General features: G+C 70.6%; 16 protein-coding genes and 2 pseudogenes. 9 read left to right on the top strand and 9 right to left on the bottom strand.

Going from position 1 to position 24,251, the window contains the following annotated elements:
• Positions 1-13: 13 nt before the first annotated feature.
• The 7 genes and pseudogenes from IF22_RS0127755 to nrfD all read left to right on the top strand — a co-directional run bounded on the left by IF22_RS0127755 (position 14) and on the right by nrfD (position 9,532).
• Positions 14-433, top strand: coding sequence for an ASCH domain-containing protein (locus IF22_RS0127755; RefSeq protein WP_030337047.1), 420 nt, complete (start codon positions 14-16; stop codon positions 431-433).
• 70 nt (positions 434-503) lie between these two features.
• Entirely contained in the window at positions 504-1,268 is a 765-nt protein-coding gene (locus IF22_RS0127750) for an ABC transporter ATP-binding protein (RefSeq protein ID WP_030337046.1), read from the top strand.
• The gene (locus IF22_RS0127745; protein WP_030337045.1) at positions 1,265-3,130 is read left to right on the top strand and encodes a hypothetical protein; all 1,866 of its coding nucleotides are present in this window, start codon (positions 1,265-1,267) and stop codon (positions 3,128-3,130) included. Before IF22_RS0127750 ends, IF22_RS0127745 begins: the two co-directional genes overlap by 4 nt.
• Positions 3,131-3,294: 164 nt before the next feature.
• Positions 3,295-4,092: a PrsW family intramembrane metalloprotease gene (locus tag IF22_RS0127740; protein WP_036412437.1), complete on the top strand. Its 798-nt coding sequence runs from the start codon at positions 3,295-3,297 to the stop codon at positions 4,090-4,092.
• A gap of 169 nt (positions 4,093-4,261) precedes the next feature.
• Positions 4,262-7,501: pseudogene (gene fdh, locus IF22_RS0127730) on the top strand (formate dehydrogenase); the annotation flags it as partial.
• A pseudogene (locus IF22_RS35205) lies at positions 7,490-8,462 on the top strand (4Fe-4S dicluster domain-containing protein). The pseudogenes fdh and IF22_RS35205, both read left to right, overlap by 12 nt.
• Positions 8,459-9,532: an NrfD/PsrC family molybdoenzyme membrane anchor subunit gene (gene nrfD / locus IF22_RS0127725; protein WP_030337041.1), complete on the top strand. Its 1,074-nt coding sequence runs from the start codon at positions 8,459-8,461 to the stop codon at positions 9,530-9,532. Before IF22_RS35205 ends, nrfD begins: the two are co-directional and overlap by 4 nt.
• A 92-nt stretch (positions 9,533-9,624) precedes the next feature.
• On the opposite strand, the gene IF22_RS0127720 is transcribed toward nrfD, so the two are convergent.
• The 8 genes from IF22_RS0127720 to IF22_RS0127685 form a co-directional block, all read right to left on the bottom strand.
• A complete protein-coding gene (locus IF22_RS0127720) occupies positions 9,625-11,184 on the bottom strand; it encodes an OFA family MFS transporter (RefSeq protein WP_036412435.1) in 1,560 nt (519 codons plus the stop codon).
• A 271-nt stretch (positions 11,185-11,455) separates the two neighbouring features.
• A complete protein-coding gene (locus IF22_RS0127715) occupies positions 11,456-13,033 on the bottom strand; it encodes an MDR family MFS transporter (RefSeq protein WP_030337036.1) in 1,578 nt (525 codons plus the stop codon).
• 75 nt (positions 13,034-13,108) lie between these two features.
• Positions 13,109-13,729 (bottom strand): acyl-CoA-like ligand-binding transcription factor, encoded by a 621-nt coding sequence (locus IF22_RS0127710; RefSeq protein WP_036412433.1) that lies wholly within the window; start codon positions 13,727-13,729, stop codon positions 13,109-13,111.
• A gap of 76 nt (positions 13,730-13,805) precedes the next feature.
• Positions 13,806-14,633 carry an alpha/beta fold hydrolase gene (locus IF22_RS0127705; RefSeq protein WP_036412430.1) on the bottom strand — a complete coding sequence of 276 codons (828 nt, stop codon included), beginning with the start codon at positions 14,631-14,633 and terminating at the stop codon, positions 13,806-13,808.
• On the bottom strand, positions 14,630-15,502 hold the full coding sequence (locus IF22_RS0127700) for an SDR family oxidoreductase (RefSeq protein WP_030337031.1): 873 nt from the start codon (positions 15,500-15,502) through the stop codon (positions 14,630-14,632). Before IF22_RS0127700 ends, IF22_RS0127705 begins: the two co-directional genes overlap by 4 nt.
• Complete coding sequence (locus IF22_RS0127695; RefSeq protein ID WP_051708821.1) at positions 15,492-16,985, bottom strand: flavin-containing monooxygenase; 1,494 nt, start codon at positions 16,983-16,985, stop codon at positions 15,492-15,494. Before IF22_RS0127695 ends, IF22_RS0127700 begins: the two co-directional genes overlap by 11 nt.
• Positions 16,986-17,285, bottom strand: a complete 300-nt coding sequence (locus IF22_RS0127690) for a DUF4873 domain-containing protein (protein ID WP_030337027.1) — start codon at positions 17,283-17,285, stop codon at positions 16,986-16,988. It lies immediately after the preceding gene.
• Positions 17,282-18,001 carry a TetR family transcriptional regulator gene (locus IF22_RS0127685; RefSeq protein WP_030337026.1) on the bottom strand — a complete coding sequence of 240 codons (720 nt, stop codon included), beginning with the start codon at positions 17,999-18,001 and terminating at the stop codon, positions 17,282-17,284. Before IF22_RS0127685 ends, IF22_RS0127690 begins: the two co-directional genes overlap by 4 nt.
• 48 nt (positions 18,002-18,049) lie before the next feature.
• On the opposite strand from IF22_RS0127685, the gene IF22_RS0127680 reads away from it, so the two are divergent.
• Positions 18,050-18,946 carry an AurF N-oxygenase family protein gene (locus IF22_RS0127680; protein ID WP_030337025.1) on the top strand — a complete coding sequence of 299 codons (897 nt, stop codon included), beginning with the start codon at positions 18,050-18,052 and terminating at the stop codon, positions 18,944-18,946.
• 84 nt (positions 18,947-19,030) lie between these two features.
• Here IF22_RS0127680 and IF22_RS0127675 read toward each other — a convergent pair whose 3' ends face one another.
• Entirely contained in the window at positions 19,031-19,534 is a 504-nt protein-coding gene (locus tag IF22_RS0127675; protein WP_245233752.1) for a winged helix-turn-helix domain-containing protein, read from the bottom strand.
• 302 nt (positions 19,535-19,836) lie between these two features.
• Between IF22_RS0127675 and IF22_RS0127670 the strand changes: the two genes are divergently transcribed.
• Positions 19,837-24,219 (top strand): S8 family serine peptidase, encoded by a 4,383-nt coding sequence (locus IF22_RS0127670; RefSeq protein WP_245233751.1) that lies wholly within the window; start codon positions 19,837-19,839, stop codon positions 24,217-24,219.
• The last annotated feature ends 32 nt before the right edge of the window (positions 24,220-24,251 follow it).

Here is a 24,251-nt window from a genome sequence, read left to right as displayed (position 1 = left end):
GTAGCCTTCGCGGATGGACCTCGATGATCTTCCGCTCGCCGAGTTCGCGTTTCCGGGGCCACTGCGGGACAAACTCGTGGGCGCGATCCTGTCCGGGGCGAAGACCTCGACGACCGGTCTGCTGATCGGCTACCAGCGCGCCGACGAGCCGCTGCCGACGGTGGGCCAACTGTCCGCCGTGGTGGACTCCGCCGGTCGGCGGGTCGCGGCCATCGAGCTGACCGACGTACGGGTGATCCGGCTCGCCGACGTCGACCTGGCACACGCCCTTGCCGAGGGGGAGGGCGACGAGTCGGTGGCCCAGTGGCGCGCGGGACACGAGACGTTCTGGCACAGCGCCGCCGTGCGCGCCGAACTGGGCGACCCCGACTTCACAGTGGACGACGACACCCTGGTCGTGACCGAACGCTTCCGGCTGGTGCACGTCGTCTGAGCGACCGGAGCCGCCGTGCACCGGTCCGCGACGGGCCACACGGTCGTGCAAGGTCACCTATGCTCGGCGCGTGATCCCCCCGGCACTCGAGATCCGTGGCCTGGTCAAGACCTTCGCGGCGCATCGCGCGGTGGACGGCGTCGATCTGACCGTCCACCCCGGCACCTTCCACGGCATCGTCGGTCCCAACGGCGCCGGCAAGTCCACCACCATCGGGATGGCCGTCGGCCTGGTCACCCCGGACTCCGGCGAGATCCGGATCCTCGGCCACGACGCGCTGCGCGAGCGCGGCGTGACCCGCGCGCTGACCGGCGTACTCCCCGACGGCCTCGACTTCCCGGAACGCCTCACCGGTGCCGAGCTGCTGCGCTACAGCGCCGGCCTGCGCGGGCTGTCCCGGGCCGCGGCCACCGACCGGGCCGCCGAACTGATCGATGTGCTCGGCCTGACCAAGGGTGCCGGCACACCCCTGGCCGACTGTTCCACCGGCACCCGCAAGAAGCTCGGCCTCGCCCAGGCGCTGCTGCACGCGCCCCGGCTGCTCGTGCTCGACGAACCGTTCGAGGCGGTCGACCCGGTGTCGGCGGCCACCATCCGCCGGGTGCTGCGCCGGTTCGTGGCCGGCGGCGGCACCTGTGTGCTGTCCACCCACTCGATGCTGCTCGTCGAGCAGATGTGCGACGACGTCACCGTGATCCACCAGGGCCGGGTGGTCGCCGCCGGGCCGGTCGCCGAGGTCGCCGCCGGCAGCAGCCTGGAGGACCGGTTCGTCGAGTTGGTCGGCGCCGAAACCTCCGGCAGCGCCGGCCTGGACTGGCTGACCGGGGCACGATGAGCGCGCAACCCTCCCTCGCCCCGCTGGCCGACACCCTCGGCGCGATCGCGGTGCCGGCCCGGATGCGCACGACGATGCTGCGCCGCTCGCTGCGCGAGCACCCCGGGCCGACCGTGGCCGCCCTGGTCGGTCTGCTGGCCGCCGCCTGGCTGATCCGGTACGCGCTGCGCGGCGACCAGCACACCCTCGGCCTGCTCGCCGGTGCCTGGGTGCTCGGCTGGATCGTCCTGCCGCTGCTGCTCGGCGGCGGGCGCGGCCGGGTCCGCCCGGCCCACCTGCGGTTGGAGCCGATCGGCGGGGTCCCGGCCGCGATCGGTCTGCTCGCCGCGTCGGCGATCGGCATCGGTCCGGCCGTCTCGCTGGTGGCGCTCGCCGCGCTGCCGGTGCACGCCGCCCGGCACGGCACCGTCGCGGTCCTCGTCACCGCCGGCGGCGCGGTGCTGCTCTGGCTGTTCGGGCTGATCGGTTCGGCCATCGCGCTGGAGGTCGTCGGCCACGCCGGTGGTCCCGCCGGGGCGTTGCTCACCGGCGTCTTCACCGGCACGGCGATGGGTGTCGCGGGGTCGCTCTGGGCGGTCTTCCCGTGGGTGTCGGTCCTGCTCGTGGCAGCGCCGCAGGAGGTGGTCCGGGCGATGGCGTACGTGCCGAGCGGTTGGCCGATCGCCGCCGTGACCGGGCCAACCGGGCGAGGGGTGGGCATGATGGCGGCCCTGGTGGGCATCGTGGCGCTCTGCGCCGCCGCGTACCTCATGCTTGTCCGAAGGGTGATCGCTGCTGGCGTGCCGTTCCGGCCGCGCCGGACCACCGCGGCGTCGCTGGCCGCACCTGACCGCGAGTGGCTGGGCTGGGTGCCGGCCGCGACGCGGGCGGTCGTCGGCCGCGAGCTGCGGGCCTGGATGCGGCATCCGTTGCGGTTGCAGTATCTGGCGTTCGCGGTGGTGTACGGGGCGCTGCTCGCCGGGCTGCCGCTGCTGTCCGACGTGGATCTGCTGCTGCCGTGGGCCGGGCCGCTCGCCGTGCTCGGCGCGGCGGCCATGTCGGCCGGCCTGGTCGGGCTGGACGGCACCGCGTTGTGGCTGCCGCTCACCACGCCCGGCGGCGAACGAGCCGAGGTCCGGGGACGGGCCCTGGCCTGGCTGGTGCTGGTCACCCCGATCGGGGTGCTGCTCACCGTCGCCGGTGTCCTCCTCGCACCGGACGTCGACCCGCTGGCCGCGCTCTGCACCCTGCCGGCTCTGCTCGGCGCGGGCGCGTCGGTGCCGGTGTGGGTGTCGCTGCTGCGGGTACGGCCGGTGGCCGACCCCCGGCACCCCACCGCGGCCGACAACCCCACGGACATCGTCAGCGTGCTGGTCGCCACCGGGTCAGGGCTGGTCGCTGCCGCGCCGGTGCTCGCCCTGGTGATCTGGGGTCCGTCGGGAGTGACGCCGCTGCTGCCACTGGTCGGGCTGCTCAGCGGCGCCGCGGCCTGGCGAGGCGGCATCTGGTTGGCCGACGAACGTCTCACCCGACGCGGGCTCGACGTGCTCGCCGCCGCCGGCCAGCGCAGCCGGCCCACGGAGACGGTGCTCCCGCCGACCTGGGACGCACAGTGGTTCCGGGAGAACAAGCTGACCGCGTGGGCGCTGGGGTTGCTCACCGTGGGGTGGATCCCGGTCATCCCGCAGGGGGTGATGCCGTTGGCGTTCGGAATCGGCAGTGGGTGGATCGTGGCGGGCCACCTGAGCGGGGGTGCGCGCACCGCCGTGGGGTTGGCCATGATCGGCCTGGGTGTGGCAATGCTGCTCGCGGGCCTGGTGCTGTGGGATCGCCGGCCGCAGCCAGGCGGCAGTGCCCACCCTGCTTCCGGGCAAGCGGAGTAGGCGGGGTTTGGCACGTCGATCGGTGGCAGCTCAGCGGGGCACCGCTCGGCGTGTCGAACAGCTCAGCTGCCAACGATCGAGGGAGCAGCGCTGCCGCCGGGACGTCGTCAGGATCTCAGTGCCGTTGTTCGTCTTCGTAACCTTGGTCCGACAGACTGCGCGGTATGCGTGATGGTTGGCGCCGGTGGGCGTGGGTCGGGGTGTTCGTCGTCGGGCTGATCCTTTATCTGGCGGTGCTGCGCACCCTGGTCAGCACCAAGAATCCGAACTTCGTACCGGCGTTGATCCTGCTCGGGGCGACGCTGGTGCCGTTGACGTTCCTGACGTTCGCGCAGGCTCGTACCGGGCGGTGGCAGGTGCCGGCGTCGGTCCTGGTGACGTCGGCGTTCTTCGGTGGTGTGATCGGCACGGTGGTCGCCGGAACGCTGGAGTACGACACCCTGCGGGGGCTCGGCACCCTGCCGATGCTGTTCGTGGCGTTGATCGAGGAGTCGGCGAAGTTGATCGTCCCGGTGATCCTGGTGTTCACGGTGGTGGCCCAGCACCGGCGTCGGGTGCCCTCGGACGGGCTGATCATCGGGGTCGCGGCCGGCATGGGTTTCGCCGCGCTGGAGACGATGGGCTACGCCTTCACCGCGCTGCTGAGCTCGCAGGGCAACATCGGCGCGGTGGAGCAGACCTTGTTCATCCGTGGGCTGACCGCGCCGGCCGGGCACACCGCCTGGACCGGGCTCACCGCTGGCGCGCTGTGGGCGTTGTTGGCGAGCCCGAGTGTCGGTCGGATCTTCGGGTTCATCGGCACGTTTCTGGGTGTCGTCGCCCTGCACACCCTCTGGGACACGTTCTCCGGCTCGCTGGTCTTCGTCGTGGTGGCGATCATCAGCATCGGCTGGTTGTTCTGGGCGCTGCGCCGCTACCGCACCTTCGGCGAGCACCCCGTCGGTCAGCTCGCACCGAGCTGACCAGCGCCCCACCCGGCGCCTCGCCCGGCCGGTGTGAACGGCTGGCACGAACGGCTGGCACGGACGGCCGGGGCAGGCATGACTGTTGGTGATCCCGCTGCGACCGGACCGGCACCTCATCTACCGTCAGAGTGTTCATATATGGCGGATTGGTCGGGAAGGTGCGGCGATGGGGGTGCGCAGCTGGTTCGCGGGTTGGCCGGTGTACCGCCAGCTCACCGGCACGGACCCGCTGGGCCGGGGTGCCGCCGCGAAGTCGGACGGGTCCCGCGCGCTGACTGCCCGTACCGATACCGCTGACAGCGTGGCGCGGTCGGTGTGCCCGTACTGCGCGGTGGGGTGTGGTCAGCGGGTGTTCGTCAAGGACGGGCAGGTCAGTCAGATCGAGGGCGATCCGGACAGCCCGATCTCCCGGGGTCGGCTCTGCCCGAAGGGTTCGGCGAGCAAGAGCCTGGTGACCAGCCCGCTGCGGCAGACCACCGTGCGCTACCGCCGCCCGTACAGCACCGAGTGGGAGGACCTGGACCTCGACACCGCGATGAACATGATCGCCGATCGGGTCCTGGCCGCGCGGGACGAAACCTGGGAGGACGTCGACGCCGAGGGACGACCGCTCAACCGGACGCTGGGCATCTCCAGTCTGGGCGGGGCGACGCTCGACAACGAGGAGAACTACCTGATCAAGAAGTTGTTCACCGCGATGGGGGCGCTTCAGATCGAGAATCAGGCTCGTATTTGACACTCCTCCACCGTCCCCGGTCTGGGGACCAGCTTCGGTCGTGGCGGCGCCACCCAGTACCAGCAGGACCTGTCGAACTCCGACGTCATCGTCATCCAGGGTTCGAACATGGCCGAGGCGCACCCGGTGGGTTTCCAGTGGGTGATGGAGGCCAAGCGCCGGGGGGCGAAGGTCTTCCACATCGACCCTCGCTTCACCCGCACCAGCGCGCTGGCCGACGCGTACCTGCCGATCCGGGCGGGCACCGACATCGCGCTGCTCGGCGGGGTGATCCGCTACATCCTCGACAACGAACTGGACTTCCGGGAGTACGTGGTCTCCTACACCAACGCCGCGACGATCGTGACCGAGGAGTTCGTCGACACCGAGGACATGCACGGGCTCTTCTCCGGTTTCCAGGAGGAGAACGCCTCGTACGACCAGACCAGTTGGCGCTACGAGGGCCAAGGCCAGAACCAGACGACCCGGGACACCGAGACGCAGCGGGAGACCGGGGCCGGGCTGGAACACGAGTCACACGGCGCCCCCGTCGGCGGCGAGACCGAGCGTGACGAGACGTTGCAGCACCCGCGCTGCGTCTACCAGATCCTCAAGCGGCACTACGCCCGCTACACGCCGGAGATGGTGGAACGGGTCTGCGGCATCCCACAGGAGAAGTTCCTCGAACTGGCCCAGGCCTGGACGCAGAACTCCGGCCGGGACCGCACCGGCATGCTCGTCTACTCGGTGGGGTGGACGCAGCACAGCGTGGGTGTGCAGTACATCCGAACTGGCGCGATCATCCAGCTGTTGCTGGGCAACATGGGTCGCCCGGGCGGCGGGGTGATGGCCCTGCGCGGGCACGCCAGCATCCAGGGGTCGACCGACATCCCGACACTGTTCAACCTGCTGCCCGGTTACCTGCCGATGCCGCACCACGCCGACCACCCCACCCTGACCGAGTGGGTGGACAGCATCGCGCACCCCGGGCAGAAGGGGTTCTGGGGCAACGCCCGCACCTACGGCGTCAACCTGCTCAAGGCGTACTGGGGAGATGCCGCCACCGCCGAGAACGACTTCTGCTACGGCTACATGCCGCGGATGACCGGTGATCACGGCACCTACCAGCAGGTGCTGAACATGATCGACGGGAAGATCAAGGGGTACTTCCTGCTCGGGCAGAACCCGGCCGTCGGGTCGGCCCACGGTCGGGCCCAGCGCCTCGGCATGGCCAACCTCGACTGGCTCGTCGTCCGGGACCTGTTCGAGATCGAAAGCGCCACGTTCTGGAAGAACGCGCCGGAGATCGAGACCGGGGAGATCGTGCCCGAGGAGTGCCGTACCGAGGTGTTCTTCCTGCCCGCGGCGTCGCATGTGGAGAAGGAAGGCACGTTCACGCAGACGCAGCGGTTGTTGCAGTGGCGGGAGAAGGCCGTCGAGCCGCCGGGCGACGCCCGCTCCGAGCTGTGGTTCTTCTACCACCTCGGGCGCATCATCCGGGAACGGCTGGCGGCGTCGACCATGCCGCGCGACCGGGCGTTGCTCGACCTCGCCTGGGACTATCCCACGCACGGTCCGTACGCGGAGCCGAGCGCCGAGGCGGTGCTGCGCGAGATCAACGGGTACGACGTGGCCACCGGCCGGCCGCTGGCGTCGTTCACCGAGATGAAGGACGACGGCTCCACCGTCGGCGGCTGTTGGATCTACACCGGGGTGTACGCGGACGGCGTCAACCAGGCCGCCCGGCGCAAACCCGGCGCGCAGCAGTCACTGGTGGCGCCCGAGTGGGGTTGGGCGTGGCCGGCGAACCGGCGCATCCTCTACAACCGGGCCTCGGCCGACCCGGACGGCAACCCATGGAGTGAGCGCAAACGCTACGTGTGGTGGGACGCGGACAAGGGCGAGTGGACCGGTTACGACGTGCCGGACTTCGAGAAGACCAAACCGCCGTCCTACCGACCGGAGCACGACGCCGCAGGCGTGGCGGGCATCGCCGGCGACGACCCGTTCATCCTTCAGGGCGACGGCAAGGGTTGGCTGTACGCGCCCACCGGCGTCCTGGACGGGCCCCTGCCGACCCACTACGAGCCGGTGGAGTCGCCGGTGCGTAACCCGCTCTACCGGCAGCAGGCCAACCCGACCCGCAAGGTCTACACGCACCCGATCAACACGTTGAATCCGAGCCCGCCGCAGGAGCACAGTCAGGTGTTCCCGTACGTGTTCACTGTCAGCCGGCTCACCGAGCACCACACCGCCGGCGCGATGAGCCGCAACGTGTCGCCGTTGGCCGAGTTGCAGCCCGAGATGTTCGTCGAGGTGTCGCCGGAGCTGGCTGCCCTGCGAGGGCTGAGCCATCTGGGCTGGGCCCATCTGGTGACCAGCCGCGCGTCGGTGGAGGCGAAGGTGCTGGTGACCGACCGTGTCACGCCGTTGCGGGTGGACGGCCGGATCATCCACCAGGTCTGGTTGCCGTACCACTTCGGTTTTGAGGGTCTGGTGACCGGCGACTCGGCCAACGACCTGTTCGGCATCACCCTCGACCCCAACGTCCTGATTCAGGAGAGCAAGGTCGGCACGTGCGACGTCCGGCCCGGACGACGCCCCAGAGGCCAGGAGCTGTTGGACCTCGTCGTCGACTACCGACGGCGGTCGGGGAACCTCGTGCACCGTTACCCACCGATGGTCACGACGCGGATGGGGTTCTTCACCGATACCAGCGTCTGTATCGGTTGCAAGGCGTGTGAGGTGGCCTGCAAGGAGTGGAACGGTGTGCCGGAGAGTGGCCTCGACCTGCTGGGCATGTCGTACGACAACACGGGTGCGTTGACCGCGAACTCGTGGCGGCACGTCGCGTTCATCGAACAGCCCCGCTCGGTGGGCTGGGCGACTGCGGCGTTCGAGGACAACCCGGACGGGCCGGCGGTCAGTCCGCTCACGGCTGCCGTCGGCGCGCGTACCGAGACCGACACCGGTACGGATCCGGGTCTGCCCACCGGTTCGCCGGGGGCGGCGGCGCGGATGTCGGGTGGGCCGGAGTTTCTGGGGATGCCGGGTGCGCAGCCGCCGGGGCGGGGTTCGGGTGCGGAGGGTCGGACGGATTTCCGGTGGTTGATGATGTCGGATGTCTGTAAGCACTGCACCCATGCGGCGTGTCTGGACGTGTGTCCGACGGGTTCGTTGTTCCGGACGGAGTTCGGGACGGTGGTGGTGCAGGAGGACATCTGCAACGGCTGCGGTTACTGCATCTCCGCGTGCCCGTACGGGGTGATTGACCAGCGGTCGGGCGTGGAAGTGCACGTTGTGCTACGACCGGTTGGGTGTGGGGATGACGCCGGCGTGTGCGCAGGCGTGTCCGACCGAGTCGATCCAGTACGGGGAACTGGACGAGTTGCGGGAGCGGGCTGCCGCGCGGGTGGCGACGCTGCACGAGCGGGGGGTTGCGGAGGCGCGACTGTACGGGCACGACCCGAACGACGGTGTGGGTGGGGACGGGGCGTTCTTCCTGCTCCTGGACGAGCCCGAGGTGTACGGCCTGCCACCCGACCCGGTGGTGACCACCCGCGACCTACCGGCCATGTGGAAACGCGCCGGCCTGGCGGCGATGACGATGGCGGTCGCCGCGGCGGTCGCGTTCCTGGGTAGGCGGCAATGACCGACGAGACACCATCGAACGAGTCGGTCGGCGCCCGGTTCCGCGAGTTCCAGGCCGGCCTCGACCAGCCCGACGGGAAGCGCCACCGGCAGCCCGGCCGGCGACGCGGCGACGGCGGTGAGCAGCTCACCGTGCCGCCGGCCGACTTCGCCTCCTACTACGGCCGGCCCGTGCTGAAGCCGCCGGTGTGGAAGTACGACATCGCCGGCTACCTGTTCACCGGTGGCCTCGCCGCCGGAAGCGCGCTGGTCGGCGCGGGCGCCCAGCTGACCGGACGACCGGGGCTGCGCAAGGTGGGCCGGTGGACGGCGCTCGGCGGCGTCGCCGCCAGCACGTACCTGCTGATCCACGACCTCGGCCGGCCGACCCGGTTCCATCACATGCTCCGGGTGGCCAAGGTGACCTCGCCGATGTCGGTCGGCACCTGGATCCTCGCCGCGTTCGGGCCCCTCGCAGGCGTGGCAGCGGTCGCCGAACTCGCACCGCTGCTCCCGCGGCATGGTGTGCTCGGCCTCGCCCGCCGGATCGGACCGCCCGTCGGGAACGTCGCCGGACTGGCCGCCGCGGCCACGGCACCGGCGCTGGCGACGTACACCGGGGTGCTGCTCGCCGACACGGCCGTGCCGTCCTGGCACGACGCCTACCCCTCGCTGCCGTTCGTCTTCGCCGGCAGCGCGCTCGCCGCCGCGTCCGGGGTCGGACTGATCGCGGCACCGCCCTCGGAGACCGCCCCACTACGGCGACTCGCAGTGGCCGCGGCGGCCGTCGAGTTCGGTGGGGGGCACCATCTGGAGCGGCAGGGCCTCACCGGTGAGCCCTACACGCACGGACGCAGCGGCCGGCTGGTCAAGGCGGGACGCGTCCTGCTGACAGTGGGCACGGTCGCCGCACTGGTCAGTCGACGCAGCCGGATCCTGTCGGCGCTCTCCGGCGCCGCCCTGGTGGCGTCGTCGATCGCGACCCGGTTCGGTGTCTTCGAGGCGGGACGGGTCTCGGCGCGCGATCCGAAGTACACGGTCGTGCCCCAGCGGGAGCGGCTCGACGAGAGCCGGTCGACGACCCCACTCTGAGCGGACCGACGAGGAAGGCGCCCCCCGACGGGGCGCCTTCCTCGGATCCGAGGAGAGGTGTGGGCGCGACGGGCCACCGCCGGCGCGGCCGGTCAGCCGGTGAACAGCTTCGCGGCGGTGATGGCGGTCTGGACGATGCCGTACCCGAGGAGCACCGCGACCAGCAGCCACGACAACCACAGTCGTCCGGTCTGGCTACCGACTCGTGGCGGCGCGGGCGGCTGGCTCTGCGGCCCGATGGCCACCGGTTCGGTGATGGTCGCCTTCGCCACGGGCGACGTCGGCCCCCGGTTTGGTTCGTGGAACCGCTCGGGCACCGAACGGACCAGCAGGTTCGCGATGAACCCGATGGCGAGGACGCCGACCATGGTGAACAGCGCGGGCCGGTACGCCGCCGCGGTGAGTGTGCCGGGCTTGCCCTGCGTGTCGAGGATCCCGTTGACGATCAGCGGGCCGGCGACACCCGCGGCCGACCAGGCGGTGAGGATCCGGCCGTGGATCGCCCCGACCTGGAAGGTGCCGAACAGGTCACGCAGGTAGGCCGGCATGGTGGCGAAGCCACCGCCGTAGAAGGAGATGATCGCGGCGGCGATCAGCACGAAGACCGCTGTCGCGGAGTGCCCGGCCACGGCGAGCAGCAGGTACAACACCATGCCGACGCCGAGGTAGACCATGTAGATGGGCTTGCGGCCGATGAGGTCGGACGTCGTGGACCAGACGAACCGGCCCGCCATGTTGAACAGCGACAGCACCCCCACGAAGCCGGCCGCCGCCGACACCGAGACCGTGGTGGCGGTCCCGTTGTCCCGGAAGAAGTCCTGGATCATCGGGCTGGCCTGCTCCAGGATGCCGATGCCCGCGGTGACGTTGCAGAACAGCACGATCCACAGCAACCAGAACGACCGGGTACGCACCGCGTTCGACGCCGACACGCTCGCCGTCGTCACCAGAGGTTTGGCGGCAACGCTCGCCGGGTCGAACCCGGCGGGCCGCCAGTCCGGTGCCGGAACCCGGACGTTGAACGGGCCGAACATCATGATCACGAAATACCCGATGCCGAACGTGACGAAGAGCGCCACGAGGGCGCTGCCCGACGCCACGGCGGCCGGGTTGTCGGGGTTGTAGCCGGAGTCGTAGAGGGAGAGCAGTTGGCGCGCGAGCGGGCCGGCGACCAGGGCGCCACCGCCGAACCCCATGATGGCCAGCCCGGTGGCCAGGCCGGGGCGGTCCGGGAACCACTTGATCAGTGTCGAGACGGGTGAGATGTAGCCGATGCCGAGCCCGATGCCGCCGATGACGCCGTATCCGAGGTAGAGCAGCCAGAGTTGTTGCGTCGCGATGCCGAGCGCGCCGACCAGGAACCCGGTGGCCCAGAAGCAGGCGGAGGCGAACATCGCCCGGCGCGGCCCGTTCTTTTCCACCCAACGGCCACCCACCGCGGCGGACGAACCCAGCATGACGATGGCGATGCTGAAGATCGCCCCGATCGCCGTCTGGCTGCTGTCGAAGTGCGCGATGAGGGAGTTCTTGTAGACACTCGTCGCGTAGACCTGACCGATGCACACGTGCACAGCCAGTGCCGCGGTTGGGATGAGCCAGCGGCTGTATCCCGGGGGAGCGACAGTGTGCCGAGGATCGAAGACCGAGAGCATGGGCATCGTCCACACCTCCTGCGGCTGAGCGACGTTGCGGAGCTGTCCGACCCGGCAGTTGGCCGAGCGGCGCCGCCGCAGTGGCGGCCGGGCGCACGTCTGGCGATCAGCCGATTACCGGCTCTACCTCACGTTACGTGGCGACTTGTGCACGTCATGTGATTACCGAAAAACGCGGGGATGGCGACGTCGGCGCCCGCGGCTGAGGCCGGAAGGGGGCACGAAGCGGGGGCGGGCCCTCCGGCCCGCCCCCGACTCTCTGTCGTACCGCTCAGTGCATCGCGGCCTTTGCGGCCGCCTCCTCCTGGGCGCGTCGTTCGTCCCCGCTGACGGTGTGCAGCGGCTTCTCCTTGATGAACAGCACGACGATCAGCGCCAGCAGCGCGAACGGCGCGCCGACCAGGAAGAGGTCCGCGGTGGCGATGCCGTACACGTCCTGGAGGATGCGTACCACCGGTTCGGGCAGGGTGGACAGGTCGGGCACCTCGGTGGAGCCACCACCGGCGGTGGCCGCCGGGCCGAGACGCTCGGTCGTCAGTGAGGTCACCCGGCTCGCCAGGACCGCGCCGAGGGCGCTGACCCCGATCGCGCCGCCCATGCTGCGGAAGAACGTCAGTACGGAGGTGGCAGCGCCGAGCTCCTGCGCTGGCACGTCGTTCTGCGCGGCGAGCACGAGGTTCTGCATGAGCATGCCGACGCCGACACCCAGCACGGCCATGTAGATCGACAGGACGACGACGCTGGTGTTGGCGTCGATGGTGCCGAGCAGCAGCATGCCGGCGGTCATCACCGCGGCGCCGGCGACCAGGTACGCCTTCCACCGCCCGTACTTCGTGATGAGCTGCCCGGCCACCGTCGACGACACCAGCAGACCGAAGATCATCGGGAGGCTCATGAGGCCCGCGACGGTGGGCGACTTGCCCAGCGAGATCTGGAAGTACTGGGAGAGGAAGACGGTGCCGCCGAACATCGCCACACCCACCAGCACGCTGGCGATCGTCGCGAGCGAGACCGTGCGGTTGCGGAAGATGTCGAGCGGGACGATCGGCTCGGCCGCCCGCGACTCGACGACCACGGCCAGCGCCAGCAGGACCAGGCCGCCGGCGACCATCAGGGCCGTCCAGCCGGAGGCCCAGTCGAACTTGTTCCCGGCCAGCGACGACCAGATCAGCAGCGTGGAGACGCCCGAGGTGATGAGCAGGGCGCCCAGCCAGTCGATCGTCGCCTTGCGGCGGACGACGGGCAGGTGAAGGGTGCGCTGGAGAAGGGCGATGGAGATGATGCTGAACGGGACGCCGATCAGGAAGCACCACCGCCAGCCCAACCACGACGTGTCGACGAGCAGGCCGCCGATCAGCGGACCGGCGATGGTGCCCACACCGAAGACCGCGCCGAAGATGCCGGCGTAGCGGCCCAGCTCACGCGGCGGGATCATCGCCGCCATGACGATCGTGGCCAGCGCTGTCATGCCGCCGGCGCCGATGCCCTGGACGACCCGGCTGAGCAGCAGAACCTCGACGTTCGGCGTGAAGCCCGCGATGAGCGAACCGACCACGAACAGTCCCAGCGACAGCTGGATCAGCAGCTTCTTGCTGTACAGGTCGGCCATCTTGCCCCACAGCGGCACCGTCGCGGTCATGGCGAGCAGTTCGCTGGTGACGATCCAGGTGTAGACGGTCTGGCTGCCGTTGAGGTCGGCGATGATCCGCGGCAGCGCGTTCGCCACCACCGTGGAGGCGAGGATGGACACGAACATGCCGACCATCAGGCCGGACAGGGCCTGGAGCACCTCCCGACGCGACATGCGCGTGCCGGCGGCGACGTCGGCGGGCGGGGCGGTTGTGGTCATTGACGCTCCCTTATCGGGTTTGTGGCGGAGTGACTGGCCCCGGCGCTGATGCGGCGGGGCGGGACCGGTGGGGGTTCACGAGGCGGGTGGCGGATCCGGCAGGCCGGCGGCCACCGCGGCGAAGGCCTCGTCGACGAGGTCGCGGAGCGGGCGGGTGTCGTCGCCGGCGGCCCACCGCAGCATCGCGGTGTGGAAGGCGGCGCTGGTGACAGCGGTGATCAGTGGCGGGAGGCCGTGGTCGGGGCCCACGCCGAGGCGGGTGGCGATGACCGAGACCATGGCCCGCTCGGTCGCGATGTTGCTGGACACCAGCCGAGGCAGCAGCGTGGGGTTCTGGGTGATGACCGTGAGCCGCAACCGCCACAGCTCCCGGTCGGCCTGGATCGTGTCGATCGCCTCGTCGAGGGCCAGCCGGACGGCCCGCAAGGCCGGCACGTGCGCGGGGACGGCGGCCAGACGCGCCACGACCGGTGTGCCGTCGAGTGCCGGATCGTCGGTGAGTGCCTCGTCCTTGCAGGTGAAGTAGTTGAAGAAGGTCCGCGAGGAGACGTCTGCGGCCTCGCTGATCTCCTCCACGGTCACGTGCTCCAGGCCGCGTTCGGCCACCAGTCGCAACGCGGCGGCGGTCAGCGCGGCCCGGGTCTGTGCCTTCTTGCGGTCCCGACGCCCGATGGCGACGTTGTCGGTGTCGGTCACGCGAGCGAGGCTAGGAGCGAAGTTGCACAGACTGCAAGTTTTTAGCGTGTGAAGTGATCTTCCTGACTCGGGACCGTCAGACGGCAACCGACGGATCCGGCCGGTCGCCGCGGGGGACGGCGCCGGTGGTCTCCAGGATGAGCGCGGCGACCAGGTCCGGGTCGTCGCTCATCGGCACGTGACCGCAACGGGGCAGCGTCACCACCCGTGCCGCCGGCAGGCCCGCCCGGACGCGCTCGGCCTGGTGAACGCCGAAGATCCGGTCGCGGTCGCCCCAGCCGACGGTCACCGGCACCGCCGGGTCGGACAGTCGATGGCAGTCGAAGCGGTAGTCGCGGGCGGCTCTGGCCACCGCGTTGAAGCCGCGTCCACGGCGTAGGGCGAGCGCGTCGCCCAGCGCGCGCTCGACGTCCAGCAGCGTCGGGCGGGCCATCAGCGGCGCGAAGCACAACGCCCGCAGGTACGCCGAGCGCAGCGCGACCCGCATGATCGGCGTGGGCAGGTACGAGTTGGCCCGGAGCATCCGGAGGATGGCCAGCGCCCGGCGGCGCTCCGCCGGGGTGAAGAAGCCGGCGGGGGAAAGTGCGGTGGCCGAGGCGACCGCCCCGGCGGCGGCGAGTTCCAGGGCGATCGCCCCACCGAGGCTGTAGCCGGCGACGTGCGGACGCGTCAGCCCCCACCCGGTCAGGACCGGCAGGACCCCGGCCACGGTGGCGGCCATGTCGGCGGGCATGCCGGTGCCGGGCACCGGCGAGTTCCCGAACCCGGGCAGGTCGAGCGCGATCACGTCGTGGTGGGCGGTGAGCCGGTCGAACACCGGCTCCCACGCCTGATGACGGTGACCGATGCCGTGGACGAGCACGAGCGGCTCCCCGCTGCCCGCCCGGCGGAAATGAACTGTCATGACCGCCCTCCCACCGACGTCCTGCCGAAGGACCGCCCGAGCTGGCGCACCTCGTCCTCCATCTGGTCGACCATCGTCCGGCCGCCGAACCTGGTGATCAACGCGTCCGTCAAGCCGCTCAGCACCACCGGTCGCAGCGCCTGCACCACGGCGAGCGAGCGTGGCACGTACACCTTGCGTCTGCGGCGCTCGACACCGCGCAGCAGGGCCTCGACGCACTGCTCGACCGGGACGACCGTGGACAGCGGCCGTGGCAGCCGGCGCAGCGCGGTGCGGAACGACGCCAGGTCGTCACGGATGTCGCGGACCAGGTCGGTGTCGATCCAGATCGGATGCGCGGTGCCGACGGTGACGCCCTGCGGGCGGGTCTCCAGGCGCAGCACGTTGGCGAACTGCTCCACCCCCGCCTTGGACGCGCAGTAGGCGGCCATGCCGGGCATCGCCGTGAAGGCCGCGGCGGACGAGACGATCAGGACGTGACCACGGGCGGCGGTGACGTGGGGCAGCGCCGCGCTGACCGTGCGGATCGCGCCGCAGAGGTTCACCTCGACGGTACGGACCAGCGCGTCGACCGGTCCCACGGCGACGGTGCCGAGGTTCGCGATGCCCGCGTTGGCCACGACGACGTCGATGCCACCGAAGCGGTCCACGGTCGAGGCCACGGCGGCGTCCAACGCCGCCTGGTCGGTGACGTCGCACTCGTACCAGTGCGCGTCGAGGTCGGCGCTGAGCCGCTCGAGCAGCTCGCCCTCCAGGCCGACGAGGGCGACCCGGGCCCCGCGGGCGACGGCCTCGCGGGCCAGTTGCGCCCCGATGCCGCGCGCCGCGCCGGTGATGAGAATGGTCTTGCCGGCCAGGTCATAGCGCATCGGCATGCTCCCGTTCCGAGTCGTTGGGGGTGCTGCCGGCCGAAACGGTCCGGTAGTCGGCCGGGCGGAAGCGGCGCAGACGCATCCGGAAGCTGGTCGCGAGGCCCGGCCAGACGGTGGTGTTGCGGCCGGTGGCGTCGAGATACCAGCTCGAACAGCCGGTCTGCCAGACGGTGCCGGCCATCTTCTGGTCGATCCGCTCGGTCCAGCGCTGTTGCGCCTGCGCGGTGGGCTCGATGGCCTGGATGCCCGTGGCCCGCATGTGCCGCAGGGCCGCGAGGACCAGGCGCAACTGCGCCTCGATCATCAGCACCACCGAGGTGTGCCCGAGCCCGGTGTTCGGGCCGAGCAGGAAGAACAGGTTGGGGAAGCCGGCGATGGTGGTGCCCCGGTACGCGTGCATGCTCGGGGTCCAGGCCTCGCTCAGGCTACGTCCGGCACGGCCGTGGATGCGCCGCACGACGGGGGAGTCGGTGACATGGAAGCCGGTGCCGAAGATGACCGTGTCCGCCGCGTGGTGCACACCGTCGTCGGTGACGAGGCCGTCCGGCACGAGCCGGGCGATGCCGGCGGTCACCACGTCGACGTTGGGCCGGGTGAGCGACGGCCAGTAGTCGTTGGAGATCAGCACCCGCTTGCAACCCATCGTGTACCGGGGGGTGAGCTTGTCCCGCAGGTGCTGGTCGGGGACCTGCCGGCGCAGCGTACGCAGTGACAGCCGGGAGGCGAAGCGGTTGAGCGCCGGGTACAGGAAGCCCAGGCCCAGGCTCTCGCGGAGCAGATAGAGCCGTGCCCGGGCGAGGCGTTGCGCGCCGGGCACTGTGCGAAACGCGGCCTGCTCGACAGCGCTGATCCGGCGCGACAGCCTCGGCATGATCCACGCGGGGGTGCGCTGGAAGAGCGTCAGCTTCTCGACCGTCGGCTGGATCTGGGGCACGAACTGGACGGCGGAGGCGCCGGTGCCGATCACCGCGACGCGGCGGCCGGTGAGGTCGTGATCGTGCCGCCACCGCGCCGAGTGGAACACGGTGCCGGCGAACTCGTCGATCCCGGGCAGGTCGGGGATGGCCGGGTCGCTGAGCGGGCCGGCCGCACAGATCAGGACCCGGGCGGTGTGCTCGCCGCCGGAGGTGCGCAGCAGCCACCGTTGGCGCTGATCGTCCCACCTCGCCTCGTGCACCTCGTGGCGCAGCCGCAACCTCGGGCGGATCCCGAAGCGGTCGACGCAGCCGCGCAGGTAGTCCCAGATCTCCGGCTGACCGGAGAAGGTGTTGGACCAGTTCGGGTTGGGCGCGAAGGAGAACGAGTAGAGGTGCGACGGGACGTCGCAGGCGCAGCCGGGGTAGCTGTTGTCCCGCCAGGTGCCGCCGACGTCGTCACCCCGGTCGAAGACGAGAAAGTCGGTGAAGCCGGCCCGCTGCAGGCGGATGGCGGCGCCCAGGCCACCGAAGCCGGCGCCGATGATGGCAACGTCTGTCTCCATTCACTCCTCCGTGGGCTCGGTTGCGGCGGCTGGGTCGGGCTCGGGCGGCCAGGGCGGATCGCCCACGCCGGTGACGCGTACGCCGCCCCACGGGTCGACCTCGGCCAGTCGGGCGGGTCGGACCCGGTCGGCGATGCGCACCTCGACGTCGCGCCGCCCGCGGCGCAGCAGGTGGGTCACCAGTGGCGCCGGTTCGATCCGCCCACCCCAGTGGAAGCGACCGTCGACCGGCTCCCACCGCCCGCTGAGATGCACCCGGACCGAGATGCCCTCGACACCCGCCGGGCCGTGGTAGGTCACGGCACGATCCGTTCGTGGGCGCGGGTCAGCTCGGGCGGCAGGTCGGCGCTGGCGCGTACCCCCTCGATGCCGCTCCACAGCAGAGTGGTCAGGTAGTCGGTGAGGGCGGCCCGGCTGATCGGCTGGCCGTGCGTGGTCCACCAGTCGCCGACCGCCTGCACGAAGCCCACCAGGCCGTACGCCCAGGGCTCCGCCGGGCCGGCGTCCAGCCCCAGCGCCCGTAACCGGTCACCGATCACCCGGGCCAGCCCGGCGGCGACCTGCCGGCTGGTGCCGGCGACCACCTGGTGGATGCCGGGTTGACCGGACTGTCGCATCAGGAACCGGTAGAGCGTGGGCTGTGACTCGATCACCCCGAGGTACGCGTCGATCGTCGCCTCGACCAGGTCACGTTCCTCGCGGACCTGCTCGATCGCCGGCGCGATGGCGTCGACCACCCGGGCCGCCACCACCTCGCTCACCGCGACCCAGAGCTGCGACTTGTCGGCGAAGTAGCGGTACAGGACCGGTTTGCTGACGCCCGCGGTGGCGGCGACCTGTTCCATGTCGACGTCCGGGCCGTGTCGCAGCAGCGCCTGCACGGCGGCGCCGACCAACTCCTGCCGTCGGTGCTCACGATGGTCTGCCCAGCGGTCCCGGCGGCCGTTGCCCTTCGCTTTCGGATCGTCGGCCGGAGGTGGGTCGGATGCATTGACATCAGTGAGCGGCGATTGCATGCTACTACTCGTAACAGTTACCGGCCGTCACGTCAATATGGAGGAGTCATGGAGGCCGCACCGGCGAAAACCGAGCGCGCGGCGGTCGCCGAGCGACTGCTCACGTCCACACTGCGGACCAGCTACGACCCCACCGTCGAGATCGACTGGGACGCCCCGCACATTCCCGGCGCCTACTGGCTGCCCCCACAACGCAGCAGCCTCTACGGCACGCCGTTGTGGGAGCGGCTCAGCGAGGAGCAGCGCGTCGAACTGACGAGGCACGAGGTGGCCAGCGCCGCCAGCGCCGGGCTGTGGTTCGAGACGATCCTCATGCAGATGCTGATCCGGGAGTACTACCGCGCCGACCCGACCAGCCGCCAGGCCCAGTACGCGTTGACCGAGGTCGCCGACGAGTGCCGCCACTCCATCATGTTCGGCCGGCTGATCGAGGCGATGGGTTGCCCGGTCTACCGCGCGAGCACTGTGGACCACCACCTCGGGCGCTTCCTCAAGGCCACCGCCAGCGGCCCCCGGATGTACGCCGCGATCCTCATCGCGGAGGAGATCCTCGACGCGTTCCAGCGCGAGATCATGGCGGACGAGTCGCTCCAACCGTTGATCCGGATGGTCTCCCGCATCCACGTCGTGGAGGAGGCGCGGCACGTCCGGTTCGCCCGCGAGGAGTTGGCCGCCGCGGTGGCGGCCACCGGCCCGGTGGGCATGGCGTACGCCCGGCTGTTGGTCGGCCGCGCCGCCTACACGATCGCCAACCGCCTGGTCCATCCCGACGTGTACGCGGCGGTGGGCATTCCACCGGCGGTCGGTCGTGCCGCCGCCCGCGCCAACCCGCACTGGCGAGCCACCCTGCGCTGGTCGGCGGCGCGGGTGCACGCCAACCTGGCGGGTGTCGGCCTGGTGGCGGGGCCGGGGCGTCTGCTGTGGGCCCGGGCCGGGCTGATCTGACCGGTCGTCACCTGGGGCGACAGCGTGGGGGGTCCGGGGTTGTTGCTGATCTTCCGGTCGAGATCGGTTCAGGCGACGTCGCTGTCAGGCCCGTTCGACCCGGGCCTGCTGGTGATCGGTCAGCCGTAGCCCCACCCCGCGCACCACGTCGATGGTGGCCCCGGTGCCCAGGTCGGTCAGCTTGCGGCGCAGTCGCTTCACCAGCGACTGCACGTCCGCCTTGCGTTCGCGCCCCTCGTCACCCCAGACCGACCGGTGCAGCTCGGCGTAGCTCCACACCCGGGCCGGCTCGGTGATCAGGCAGGTCAGCAGGTCGTGTTCCAGCCGGGTGAGGTCGATCTCCCGATCTCCGCAGCGGGCGCTGGAGCGGGCGGAGTCGATCACCAGGGTGGCGACCGGCGCCGGTTCGGACGCGGCGGCGACCTGCTGCGGAGCGGCGATCAGCCGGCGCAGCTCGTCGAGGTCGGCGACCAGCAGCAGCGGCGCGATGCCGTCGAGAAGCTCCGCGAGCCGGATGCGCTCGGCCGGCGACGGGGTGACCGCGATCAGCAGCGGGAACGGCTCGTCGGCCGCATCACCCCTGTTCACCGTTGCCTCGTCCTTGGCCACCGCACCACCCGGGATCGATGGGCATCCCTGCCCAGCTCTCGTCACGGTTCTGACAATGATTGGCAAGCGCGCCGCCGGCCACTGCGACTCTTAGCGACAAGTTGCTCACGGCAAGTTCTTGATCGTCCGTTCTTCTCGATCATAGTGTCCACTCGGGCAACCGGCGTGACCCGCGCGGTGCATGGGGAGGTCCACCATGGCCCACTACACCCTGGGTCGTTCTGAGGGAGGCAGCACCTATGTTCAGACGTCCACAATGGCGGCGCGCAGCCAGATCGCTGGTGAGCGCCGGTGCGGCGACGATCCTCGCCGCGACATGCCTGGTCACCATCGGTTCGGGCGCGCAGGCCGCGCCGGGCGGTGCGATGGGGGCGGGCACCTCGACCGGGGACAAGATCCGACCCGAACTCGCCAAGCAGCTCCAGGCCAAGAGTGAAGGGGACTTCTGGATCCGGTTCAAGGACCGGGCGGACCTGAGCAAGGCCAGCGCCATCAAGGACTGGTCGAAGCGCGGCACAGCGGTGGCGGACGCGCTGCGCAAGACCGCCGCGGCGAGCCAGGGCAAGATCCGGGCCGACCTCGACAGCTCGGGCACGAAGTACCAGACCTTCTGGGCCACCAACGCCATCAAGGTGAACAGCGGCTCGCTGGCGATGGCGCAGAAGTTCGCCGGCCACTCGGAGGTCGAGGGCCTCTACGCCCCGGTCGCGTACAAGGTGCCGGAGACGACGAAGGGCGCCGACGAGAAGACGGTGAACGCCCTGGAGTGGGGCATCGCCAACATCAACGCCGACGACGTCTGGTCCCAGTACGGCGTCAAGGGCGAGGGCATCACCATCGCGAACATCGACACCGGGGTGCAGTTCGACCACCCGGCGCTGGTGAACTCCTACCGGGGCAACAACGGTGACGGGACCTTCGACCACAACTACAACTGGTTCAACGCCGCCAACGCCACCGGGGCCTGCGCGACAGCTCCCTGCGACGGCGACGGTCACGGTACGCACACGATGGGCACCATGGCCGGCTCCGACGGCGCGAACCAGATCGGTGTCGCCCCCGGGGTCAGGTGGATCGCGGCGAACGGGTGCTGCCCCAGTGACGCCGCCCTGATCGAATCCGGTCAGTGGATGCTGGAGCCGCTGGACCTCAACGGTCAGAACGCGGACGCGAGCAAGCGACCGAACATCATCAACAACTCGTGGGGCACCCGGGACCCGTCCAACGAGCCGTTCATGGAGGACGTGACGAACGCCTGGGCCGCGTCCGGCATCTTCGGCGTCTGGTCCAACGGCAACAGCGGACCGGCCTGCCAGACCAGTGGCTCGCCGGGCAGCCTCGCCAGCAACTACTCCACCGGCGCGTACGACATCAACAACAACGTCGCCGGCTTCTCCTCCCGCGGCGCCGGGCAGAACGGCGAGATCAAGCCCAACATCTCCGCGCCGGGCGTGAATGTCCGGTCGAGCATCCCGGGCAGCGCCTACGGCAGCATCAGCGGCACCTCGATGGCCGCGCCGCACCTCGCGGGCGCGATCGCGCTGCTGTACTCGGCGGCGCCGTCGCTGGTCGGTGACGTCAACGCGACCCGCGCACTGCTCAACGGCGCCGCGATCGACAAGGCCGACGACCAGTGCGGTGGCACCGCCGCCGACAACAACGTCTACGGCGAAGGCCGACTGGACGCCCTCGCGCTGCTCAACGCCGCCCCGACCGGCGACATCGGCACGCTGGCCGGCACCGTCACCGACGCGACCTCCGGCGCCCCGATCGCCGGCGCGACGCTGACGCTCACCGGCCCGTCCGAGCGTGAGCTCACCACCGGTGCCGACGGCAAGTTCTCGACCCAGCTGCCCACCGGTGACTACCAGGTCGCCGTCGCGGCGTTCGGGTACGGCGGCACCACCACGACGGCAACCATCGCCAAGGGCACGACCACGACGCTCAACGTCGCCCTCACCGCGGTGCCGAGTGTCAACGTCACCGGAGCGGTCACCGACGGCTCCGGCCACGGCTGGCCGTTGTACGCGAAGGTGACAGTGACCGGCGTGTCCGGCGTCTACGACTACACCACCCCGTCGAACGGCCGCTACAGCATCAAGCTGCCGGCCGGGCAGACGTACACCCTGACGTACGAGTCGCAGTACCCCGGCTACCAGACCGTCACCAAGCAGGTAGTGGTCGGCTCGAGCAACGTCACCGCCAACGTCGCCGTGCCGGTGGACACCACCGACTGCACCACCGCCGCCGGGTACACGTTCGGCTCCGACGGTGAGTACGAGACCTTCGACGCCACCACCACGCCGGCCGGCTGGACCGTCGTGGACAACGCGGGCAGCGGTCAGGTCTGGAAGTTCACCGACGACGGCAACCGGGGCAACCTGACCGGCGGCAGCGGCAACTTCGCGATGATCGACAGCGACGACTACGGTGCGGGCACCAGCCAGGACACCTCCCTGGTCAGCCCGGTGGTCGACCTGACCGCCGTCACCGCCCCGGTGATCCGGTTCAACCAGGACTTCAACCAGCTCAACGACGACACCGCCGACGTCGACCTGAGCATCGACGGCGGTGCCACCTGGACCAACGTGCTCCGGCAGGAGACGGACGTCCGGGGACCGAAGCTGACCGAGATCCCGATCCCGCAGGCCGCCGGTCAGGCGCGGGTGCAGGTCCGGTTCCACTACTACGACGCCTCGTACGAGTGGTGGTGGGAGGTCGACAACGTCCTGATCGGCAGCCAGGTGACCTGCGTGCCGGTCGACGGTGGTCTGGTCGTCGGCAACGTCCGTGACAAGAACGACGGCAGCTACGTCAACGGCGCGACCGTCACCAGCAAGGACCGGCCCGCCGAGAAGGCCGTCACGGTGGCGACCCCGGACGACCCGGAGCTGGCCGACGGCTTCTACTGGATCTACTCGTCGCTGACCGGCGAGCACCCGTTCACCGCGTCCGCCGGCAACTACGTCGGCCAGGCCAAGACTGTCGACGTCGAGGCCGACTGGGCGACCACCGCGAACTTCCAGCTCGCGGCCGGCCGGCTGTCGGTGACGCCGACGCAGCTCAGCGCCACCCTCCAGATGCCCAACGGCAAGACCAGCAAGACGTTCACGGTGACCAACACCGGCGGCGCGCCGGTCGAGGTGAAGTTCGGTGAGCGGGACAACGGGTTCGAACTCCTGCGGGCGGACGGCTCCACTGTCACCCGGCAGCAGGTGCTCGGGTCCGGCGGCGCGCCGGAGCAGCGGCTCACCGTGCCGACGTCGTTCGCCGCCAAGGCGTCCGGCAAGGAGGCCAAGGCCGCTGCCGCTGCGGTCGGCCCGAACGCGGCGCCGTGGACCGACATCGCCAACTACCCGGCCACGATCATGGACAACCGGGTGGTGAACCTGGACGGCAAGGTGTACTCGCTCGGTGGCGGCAACGGTGAGGCGTCCACCACCAAGAACTACGCCTACGACCCGGCCGCGCAGACCTGGACGGCGATCGCCGACCTTCCGGGCGCCCGCAACGCCGTGACCGCCGGCGTGGTGAACGGCAAGATCATCGTCAGTGGTGGCTGGGGCGACGCCGGCCCGGACTCCGCCACCTGGTCGTACGACCCCGGGGCCAACACCTGGACCGAGCTGGCCGACAACCCGGCGCCCCGGGCCGCGGCCGGTCAGGGTGTCGTCGACGGCAAGCTGTACGCGGTCGGTGGCTGCACGACCGCGTCCTGCACGCCGATGTCGAACAGCGTGGTCCGGTACGACCCGACCAGTGACACCTGGGAGACGATGGCCAACTACCCGAAGTCGGTGGCCTTCGCCTCCTGCGGCGGGATCGACGGCGTCCTCTACTGCACCGGCGGCAACGACGGTTCCGCCGCGCAGAAGTCCAGCTACGCCTTCGACCCGGGTGCCAACACGTGGACCGCCATCGCCGACGCGCCGACCGACAACTGGGCCAGCGCGTACGCCGTCGCCAGCGGCAAGCTGCTCGTCGTCGGTGGTTCGCAGGGCGGGGCCATCAGCAACGCCGGCTTCGCCTACGACCCGGCCGCCGGTTCGTGGTCCAACCTGCCCAACGCCAACACCGCGCGGTACCGCGGCGGCGCGGCGTGCGGCTTCTACAAGATCGGCGGCTCGTCCGGCAGCTTCGACGCGGCTCCCGAGAGTGAGGTGCTCCCGGGCTTCGAGGGATGCTCCGAGTCGGCCGCCGACGTCAGCTGGATGACCGTCGACAAGTCGGAGGTCACCCTCGCACCGGGTGCGAAGGTCACTGTCACCGTCGGTCTGACGGCGAACGTGGACCAGCCGGGCACCTACTCCGGCGCGGTAGCGATCTCCGAGAACACCCCGTACTCGGTCGCGCCGGTCGCGGTGACCATGACCGCGAACCCCCCGAAGACCTGGGGCAAGCTCATGGGTACGGTCACCGGCACCAGCTGCCAGGGTGCGACCTCGCCGCTCGCCGGTGCGGTCGTGCAGGTCGACTCGTGGGCGGCGTCGTACACCTTCGCCACCGATGCCGAGGGCAAGTACGCCTACTGGGTGGACCGCCGCAACAACCCGCTCACGATGATCGTGGCCAAGGACGGCTGGAAGCCGCAGACCCGCCAGACCCGGATCGACACCGCGACCCCCACGGTGGAGAACTTCGGGTTGGCGCCCATCAGGTGCTGACGGCCGAGCACTAGTCGCGTGACGTCCGGCCC

The sequence above is a fragment of the Micromonospora parva genome, from assembly GCF_000718515.1.
Taxonomy (GTDB): domain Bacteria; phylum Actinomycetota; class Actinomycetes; order Mycobacteriales; family Micromonosporaceae; genus Micromonospora; species Micromonospora parva.
This window is presented reverse-complemented; position numbering and strand designations above follow the sequence as displayed.

Coding starts and splice junctions, on each gene's coding strand:
- IF22_RS0127755 (WP_030337047.1), top strand. CDS start 14: ATGGACCTCGATGATCTTCCGCTCGCCGAGTTCGCGTTTCCGGGGCCA.
- IF22_RS0127745 (WP_030337045.1), top strand. CDS start 1,265: ATGAGCGCGCAACCCTCCCTCGCCCCGCTGGCCGACACCCTCGGCGCG.
- IF22_RS0127740 (WP_036412437.1), top strand. CDS start 3,295: ATGCGTGATGGTTGGCGCCGGTGGGCGTGGGTCGGGGTGTTCGTCGTC.
- nrfD (WP_030337041.1), top strand. CDS start 8,459: ATGACCGACGAGACACCATCGAACGAGTCGGTCGGCGCCCGGTTCCGC.
- IF22_RS0127720 (WP_036412435.1), bottom strand. CDS start 11,184: ATGCTCTCGGTCTTCGATCCTCGGCACACTGTCGCTCCCCCGGGATAC.
- IF22_RS0127715 (WP_030337036.1), bottom strand. CDS start 13,033: ATGACCACAACCGCCCCGCCCGCCGACGTCGCCGCCGGCACGCGCATG.
- IF22_RS0127705 (WP_036412430.1), bottom strand. CDS start 14,633: ATGACAGTTCATTTCCGCCGGGCGGGCAGCGGGGAGCCGCTCGTGCTC.
- IF22_RS0127700 (WP_030337031.1), bottom strand. CDS start 15,502: ATGCGCTATGACCTGGCCGGCAAGACCATTCTCATCACCGGCGCGGCG.
- IF22_RS0127695 (WP_051708821.1), bottom strand. CDS start 16,985: ATGGAGACAGACGTTGCCATCATCGGCGCCGGCTTCGGTGGCCTGGGC.
- IF22_RS0127685 (WP_030337026.1), bottom strand. CDS start 18,001: ATGCAATCGCCGCTCACTGATGTCAATGCATCCGACCCACCTCCGGCC.
- IF22_RS0127680 (WP_030337025.1), top strand. CDS start 18,050: ATGGAGGCCGCACCGGCGAAAACCGAGCGCGCGGCGGTCGCCGAGCGA.